Annotated in this window: 7 protein-coding genes and 1 tRNA gene; 5 read left to right on the top strand and 3 right to left on the bottom strand. The window is 59.3% G+C overall.

Features of this window, described 5'->3' with window-relative positions; translation table 11 throughout:
* The 4 genes from DDD64_RS08985 to DDD64_RS08575 form a co-directional block, all read left to right on the top strand.
* The coding region (locus tag DDD64_RS08985; protein WP_206435395.1) for a hypothetical protein at positions 1-229 on the top strand (229 nt) is incomplete at its 5' end.
* A 244-nt stretch (positions 230-473) separates the two neighbouring features.
* Positions 474-1,451 (top strand): metal ABC transporter substrate-binding protein, encoded by a 978-nt coding sequence (locus tag DDD64_RS08585; RefSeq protein ID WP_126135950.1) that lies wholly within the window; start codon positions 474-476, stop codon positions 1,449-1,451.
* 83 nt (positions 1,452-1,534) lie between these two features.
* Positions 1,535-2,368: a metal ABC transporter ATP-binding protein gene (locus DDD64_RS08580; RefSeq protein WP_126135949.1), complete on the top strand. Its 834-nt coding sequence runs from the start codon at positions 1,535-1,537 to the stop codon at positions 2,366-2,368.
* 23 nt (positions 2,369-2,391) lie between these two features.
* A complete protein-coding gene (locus tag DDD64_RS08575) occupies positions 2,392-3,231 on the top strand; it encodes a metal ABC transporter permease (RefSeq protein ID WP_241227720.1) in 840 nt (279 codons plus the stop codon).
* A gap of 183 nt (positions 3,232-3,414) precedes the next feature.
* Here the strand turns inward: DDD64_RS08575 and DDD64_RS08570 are convergent, their stop codons facing one another.
* Complete coding sequence (locus tag DDD64_RS08570; RefSeq protein ID WP_126135947.1) at positions 3,415-5,844, bottom strand: YPDG domain-containing protein; 2,430 nt, start codon at positions 5,842-5,844, stop codon at positions 3,415-3,417.
* 292 nt (positions 5,845-6,136) lie between these two features.
* Here DDD64_RS08570 and DDD64_RS08565 point away from each other — a divergent pair, with 292 nt between their 5' ends.
* The gene (locus DDD64_RS08565) at positions 6,137-6,580 is read left to right on the top strand and encodes a hypothetical protein (RefSeq protein WP_126135946.1); all 444 of its coding nucleotides are present in this window, start codon (positions 6,137-6,139) and stop codon (positions 6,578-6,580) included.
* Between the two features lie 141 nt (positions 6,581-6,721).
* On the opposite strand, the gene DDD64_RS08560 is transcribed toward DDD64_RS08565, so the two are convergent.
* Together DDD64_RS08560 and DDD64_RS08980 are read right to left on the bottom strand one after the other, a co-directional pair.
* Positions 6,722-6,794, bottom strand: a tRNA-Arg gene (locus DDD64_RS08560).
* 385 nt (positions 6,795-7,179) lie between these two features.
* The coding region (locus tag DDD64_RS08980) for a hypothetical protein (protein WP_206435358.1) at positions 7,180-7,408 on the bottom strand (229 nt) is incomplete at its 5' end.

Below are 7,408 nucleotides of genomic sequence, written 5' to 3'. Positions count from 1 at the left end.
CCACCGTGGCTGGTCTGAGTCTCACCTGCTCACCGCCCTGGATTACTGGCTTTATTCCAGGTCGATCAACACGCAGCCGATGTCTGATTTCGTGTCAAACACGATCCAACCAAGGAAGGAACCGGTTAGTACGCCTAGTGATAAGCCCGTCGAGATTGATACCCATATCGATACCGAACACCCCTGGGAAGACGGTCTAAACATCCGTAAAGGCCAGATCGGGGGCTAACGACACGCCGCCATTAGCAACTAATTTTGTCTATTAACCCTCATATTAAGTAAAAAATGTGGCGAATAACCGGGGAGAAAGTCCCGGCTGTGTATCCGCACCCTCGCGCGCGGGGGCAATGTCGCGTAAGATTAAGCCCCGTCACCAAAAAGTAAGGGTACCCTTACTTACGAGCGCTGGGCTTCCTCACGAGGTGCATCCAATCAGGACTCAACGCCCAGTATAAGCCAGAAAGGGGATGGTGATGGGAATGGGATATAAACGGGGTGCGGTACGGGCCGGCCTGGCCGCGCTGTTGGCGAGCATGCTTGCCGTGGTGGGGGCCTGCGGGGCGGCGTCGTCGCAAGAAAAAAGCGCGGGAAGTGAGAAACCGCAGGTGCTCACCACTTTCACGGTACTGGCCGATATGGCACGCAATATCGCCGGTGACCATATGGAGGTCGCGTCGATCACCAATCCAGGCGAAGAAATCCATGACTATCAGCCTTCGCCCGGCGATATTAAGCGCGCGGAAGGTGCCGATATCATCCTCTACAACGGCCTGGGCCTGGAGCGATGGTTTGAGAAATTCGTGGAGAATTCCGCCGCGGAACGTGTCAACCTCTCCGATGGAATTGAGCCGGTCGCTATCGCAGAAGGCGATTACCAGGGCAAACCGAATCCGCACGCGTGGATGAGCCCGAAGAACGGCAAACTCTACGTGGATAATATGGTCGCCGCTTTCGCGAAAGTGGATCCCGCCCACGCGGAGGACTACCGCGCCAACGGCGAAAACTACAAGAAGCAGCTGGACGCCATCGCCACCGATATGGACGCGGCCCTGGCTACCATTCCCGAATCCCAGCGCGCGCTGGTGAGCTGCGAGGGCGCTTTCTCCTACCTTACGCGCGATCACGGCCTGCAAGAAAAGTACCTGTGGGCGGTTAATGCCGAAGGCGCACAAACCCCCAAGGCCAAGGCCGACCTCGAGAATTTTGTACGCAGCTCCGGGGTGCGGGCGCTGTTCTGCGAATCCACCGTGGATGACAAAATGGCATCCGTCGCTGAGGATACCGGTGTGCCGGTGGCCGGCTTACTGTACGTCGACTCGCTTTCCGAGGCGGACGGCCCCGTGCCCACCTACCTCGATTTGCTTCGGTACGACGCCGAGCTCATCACCCGTGGGCTAACCGGCAAAGCAGGCGAAGCCGCGAGCGAACCCACGAAACCGACCGGCAAGTAAACACCGCTCGCATATAAACGCTGTTCGCAGGCCAACGTGGCTAGTAGGCCAGCGCGGCTGGCAGGCCAACGCGGCTAGCAGGTATGTCACAATCGCAGAAAGGCGGAGGAACGGTGGCAACACCAACAGAATCTCCGAAATACGCTCTTGAGGTGAGCGGCGTTCACGCGCGCTACGGCTCGGTGCAGGCCCTCACCTCGGTGAGCTTCGGGCTGAACCCGGGTGTTATTTGCGCACTCGTGGGGCAAAACGGCTCAGGTAAATCCACCCTCATGAAATCAATTATGGGATCCGTGCGGCACGGCGGGGATATTACGATCCTCGGCCAGAGCGGCGCGCGGGCCCGCAAAGCCGGCCTGGTCGGCTACGTTCCCCAAAACGAAGGCGTGGACTGGGCTTTCCCGGTGAGCGTGCGCGAGGTAGTCACCATGGGCCGCTACGGCTTCATGGGCCCCACCCGCCGCGCCCGCGCCGAAGATCGCGCGGCGGTGCGCCACGCCCTCGACATGGTGGAAATGACCCCCTACGCGGAACGCCAGATCGGCTCCCTTTCCGGAGGGCAGCGCAAACGCGTCTTTATTGCGCGGGCCATCGCGCAGGGCGCCCAGCTCATGCTCCTCGACGAGCCCTTCGCCGGGGTGGATAAGCCCTCAGAAACCATGATTATCGCGCTGCTCCAGAAACTGGCTGCTTCCGGGGTAACTATCCTGGTCGCCACCCACGACCTGGCCGGGCTACCCCAACTGTGCTCCGAGGTGCTCCTCCTCAACCGCCGCGTTATTTTCCACGGCCCGGTGGCCGAGGCCATGCAGCCCGAACACCTCATGCAGGCTTTCGGCGTCGTCCCCGACCACAACGAACCCGACCCGGCCGCGGACCCGGCCACGCACCTGCGCAAGGCAAAGGAGAATCGCTAGTGTGGTACGAACTTTTCGTTGAAATGTGGACGCACCCCTTTATGGTGCGGGGTGCCACGGTCACCCTCACCGCGGCGATAGTGTGCGCGGTCATCAGCTGCTGGCTGGTGCTCATCGGCTGGTCACTTATGGGCGACGCGCTCTCGCACGCGATTCTGCCCGGCGTGGTTATCGCTTATGTACTGGGAATGCCCTTCTCCCTGGGTGCGGTCATCGCCGCGCTCATCGCGGTGGCGCTCATTTTCCTGCTGCGCTCCACCTCGCGAGTCAAAGAAGACGCCTCCATGGGAGCGGTGTTTACATTATTCTTCGCGGTCGGGTTGATCCTCATTAAACTCAACCCTTCCAATGTGGACCTCAACCACGTAATCTTCGGTGACCTCCTGGGCGTCACTCGCGCGGATATGATCCAGGTGGTCATCCTGGCACCGCTCGCGCTCGCGATTTTGCTCTTCAAGCGGCGCGACCTTACCGCCTACGCTTTCGACCCCACCCATCTGCAAGCCATCGGCATCCGGGCGCGCACGCTCGGCGCGATTTTGCTCTTCTGCCTGGCGCTCACGGTGGTAACGGCCATGCAGGCGGTGGGCGCAATCCTCATTATTGCGCTGGTGATCGTGCCGGGTGCCACGGCCTACCTGGTCACCAACCGCTTCCGCGTCATGCTCATATTCGCCCCGATTTTCGCGGCCGTGTGCGCGCTGGTGGGGCTGTACGTTTCCTACTGGCTCGACCTGCCCTCCGGTGCCGCGGTGGTTACGGCCCAGGGCATCATGTTCCTGGTGGTTTGGTTGATTTCCCCGCACGGGTTGCGGGGCAAGCTTGAGGGCGTGTGCACCCGCGCTGCCGCGGTTTCTCTATAGAACGACGGCGCAGCTAGCGGGCGGCGGCGTTCCCCTAAAAATGTTGTTCCAATAAACAGGTGTGGCCCAGAACCTTCGCGGTCCTGGGCCACACCTGTTGTTAACTAGCGCTTATGTACTGTGGCTATGCACTGCTTAGCCTGCACTGTGTTTTAGCCATGAGCCATGCGTGGCTGGCGCTACTTAGCTGTGCCGGCGCCGCATCAGCAGCCCGGTTCCCAGCAATGCAAAGGCACCAGCCACCAACCACGCGCTCTGCGCGCCGGTGGCGGGGAGCTTCTTCTTGATGGTGCGGGTGGGCTTGCTCGGAGCCGCCGGTTCGGCCGGTGCGGGTGCGGTGCTTGGAGCCGCCGGTGCAATGGTAGGCGCAACGGTCGGTTCGGCAGTCGGAGCAGCTGTAGGCGCGGTCGTGGGCGCTACCGGAGCTGTCGGCTCGGCCGTGGGCGCTACCGTTGGATCAACTGTCGGGTCTGCCGTGGGCTCGGTGGTCGGTTCAACCGTGGGAGCAACCGTGGGCTCGGTGGTCGGCTCGGTCGTGGGCTCCGGCGGAATCGGCGTGCCCGGGGTCAGCGTCGCAGCCTTCTGGGTGAAGCTCACCTGCGCGTTGAGAACAGTGCTGCTCCCATCGGCAAACGTCACCTTGATCGGCAGCTCGTGGGTTCCGGTGGCGGCCTCTTTCCCGATTGTCACGGAAAGTGCGCCGTCGTTCGGATTAACTACGACGTCCCAGCCCTTGGGAAGGGTCGCTCCGTCATTGAGTGCGTAAGCACCGTTCTGGCTGAGCGTGGGGGTCACCGCAGCGCCGCTCGCATCCGCGAAGCTCGGGGCGGCCACGTTCACGGTGACCGGATCCAGATTCTCACGGGTGGCGGAGGCTGGCTGGTAAGCGGCGTTCACCGCGGTGACGGTGACCTGCGCGGTTGTCGAAACAATATCTTCCACCCAGGTACCCGCGGCATCCTGAGTTTTCACGGCGCGCTTGTAGGTGACCGGATACACGCCGGGCGTGGCAGTATCCACCTGAGAAGCGTCAATGGTGACACGGGTGGGAATGCCGGTACCATCCGGGGCATCGTAATTCGCGGTGGAGTAGGTGATGACCTTCTTCGCGTCGGTGACCGCCTGCGGATCCCGGTCGGTTGTGAGCGTGGCGAGGTCAAGGTTCCCCGCCTGCGCTGCCTGCTCTGCGAGACCTCGAATCGTGCTCAGCTGGGCGCGCGCATCATAAGCGCTGTATTGCGGAATCGTGACGTCGCTGGCCTCAACAACCTTGACCAGGCGCACGTGCGCGTTGGAGAGCTCCGCCGCGAGCGGTGCATACGCTCCCGCGTTCATCGCGATGGGATTTCCTTCGGCGTCCACAAAGCTCGGCTGCGCGGCGGACATGCCGTAGGTGTAGACCGGCATGATCTGGTTGGCGGTTGCCCCAACGGAGTACCCCTTATCGCGGATCACATCCCGGATCGGCATGAGGTCAATCTGGTAGGAATTCACCGTGGCCGTTGAAATCTTCGAGATCATGCTGTCGTAGCCGGTGCACTGTGACCTCAGCCCATTGGTGTAGGTGGTCTGGTACTGCAGATTGAAACCGTCAGCAAAGGGAACCTTCTTCGCGGCATCCACGTCCCGGTGCTTAACCGCGGGCATAGCCTGCTGAATATCAAGAGGGACCTGGGTGAAGGGGCCGGAGAGGTCATTGTAATTGGCGGCACCGGACTTCTCCACAGCCACGAACTTTCCGGTGGTTCCGTGCTGGCTGGCCGGCGCGCCGTTGTCGATCTGGGTGAGCGGGGTGAAACCACGGAAGCGGATAATCCGCTTGTAGCCTTGGGCTTTCTTAGACATATCTTCGCCGTAATCAGTCCCAGCCAGAACCAATTTGCGGTTCTGCAACGAAGCGATCGGCATCAAACCCTTGACTGTGGCAACATCCTGATTGAACTTGAGAGGGACATCCACCGTGATGATATCCTCCGGGCCGGTAGAAGCCGGGAGGTTACCGCGGATCCACACCGTTGCCACGTTATCCCAGTCTGCATCGGTCATCATGGCGAGGGTCTTTTGAGTGTTGTCCTTGAGAATGAGCCAGATGGTGACCTTGGTAGACACGTCTGAGTTCGCGAAGAATTCCTTGAGCTTGGGGCCGTCCACAACGAAACCTGAAGCTTCAGCCGGGGCGCCGGAGGTATCGTAGGCGGCATTGCCATCGCTCCAGCCCACCTGGTAATTGAGCCCGTAAAGCGTAGTCGCGGTGTTATTGCGCACCTGGATGCGTGCGGTGAGCTCGGTGGTCTTCGTGAGATCAATGAGGTTATTACGCATGCAATCGAGGCGGTTACCCGGATCTTGCTGCGGGTTGGCCGGCATCGGGAAATTATTGGACGCCGAGCCATCGGCTGCGCGTAGTTGCATACCTACGCTGAATTTGGCGTCTTTTCCGTTTTTATCTTGCGGGGTGATGAGGCTGCCATCACCGCTTGCCAGCCCCGAAACAATTGCGGGACTGGGGTTATCTGCTGTGGGAACATCCGCGACGGCGAGTGGTGCGATTCCGCATCCCAGGACCGTGAGGGCGGATAGTGTTCCGACGGCGAGCCTGCGCATCTTCGTCATGATGTCCTATCCAGAGTCGTGATTACTTATGCTTCTAACCCTAAATGAAATTTCGTGTTAGTTAAAGCGATTTTGATAGAAGAATGTTAAAGTGCTGTGAGCTGGGTGAATTGTTGGCGTGGGGAGGGGTTGGCTGTTAATTGGTGATGCGATGCGAAAAGGCTGCTGGGCAAGGGTGTGCGTCGTCGTAAAAAGGTGTAATCTAAAACTATTGAGGTGACAAACTTCGCGCAAGGATGCGGGAAAGGGATCTCCTCGTTCGCCGCGGTAGTCGCGAGAAAGGTGCGCGGTCATGGGCGTTATTCGGGGCGTGACGGAAGAAGATATTCTCGCGTTTCTTCGCGAGCAAGGTATCGAGGCTAACGCGAACTACCTGGTGGCACGCAAGTATCGCAGCTTCCTGAATGGAATCGGCAAGCTCCTGGTCTCAAACTTGTGGAACGCGATCGACGCGGCGGTGATCCGGGTGCTCGTGGTCACCGATGCCGAGTTTATTGTGATCAATCCGGAAGGCGCGTCGGGGCTGTCACATATTTCGCGAGCGGACGGCAAACGTTTCCGGCGGTACCCGTGGGAGAGCGTGATCGACTTTCATGTGGAGCGCAAAGCCACTACCGCGCTTATTAGCTGGACTGCGGAGGGCAAGGCGCAGACGTGGGAAGTCGATATTACCGATCCGGGGGTTTTTAGTTTCAACCCGGTCAATTTGCCGGCGTTCCTGAAGCATTCGCGTTAGCTTGGTTTATTAGCCCGTGGTTGTGTTGGCCGGGCTTCGGGCGAATTGTGGGGTAGCACCGTTCCGGCTTGGGGGTGGGGCATGGGCCCGAGAAAAGAAATTGCTCCCCACCGGGATTTGCGTCACCGAGGAGGAGCTTCGCGCGCTCGAAGGGATTCGAACCCCCGACCTTCTGATCCGTAGTCAGATGCTCTATCCACTGAGCTACGAGCGCACAGTCGCGAGAGAGTTACCGAAGACCTCCTCAATAAAAAATTGAGGAGGCGAGCGATTAACCCGCCTCGTTTTGCGACAGATAAGAGTTTACATCGTTGCTCGGCGAGAACAAAATCTACAGGCCAGGTGCGTTATGTTTCACATCTGGGCTGGATGACTGATGTGTGCATCTCACATTGCTTTTCGGAAACTATCCAACTAGATTGACTAGTGATAGACCCCCGGTCAGGCCTCTAGCTTTTAGCAATGCACAAATGGCCGGGGCCTTTCTCTACAGGCAGGCGAAATGAAACAATGGCTTACCTACGAACAACAGCTTTCACTGCTTGTAGACCGCGGGCTGGGGTTAATAGACAAAATTAGTTGCTAATGGCGGCGTGTCGTTAACGTCCGATCTGGCCTTTACGGATGTTTAGACCGTCTTCCCAGGGGTGTTCGGTATCGATATGGGTATCAATCTCGACGGGCTTATCACTAGGCGTACTAACCGGTTCCTTCCTTGGTTGGATCGTGTTTGACACGAAATCAGACATCGGCTGCGTGTTGATCGACCTGGAATAAAGCCAGTAATCCAGGGCGGTGAGCAGGTGAGACTCAGACCAGCCACGGTGG

This window comes from Actinotignum sanguinis (genome assembly GCF_003957255.1).
GTDB classification, from domain to species: Bacteria; Actinomycetota; Actinomycetes; order Actinomycetales; family Actinomycetaceae; genus Actinotignum; species Actinotignum sanguinis.
This window is presented reverse-complemented; position numbering and strand designations above follow the sequence as displayed.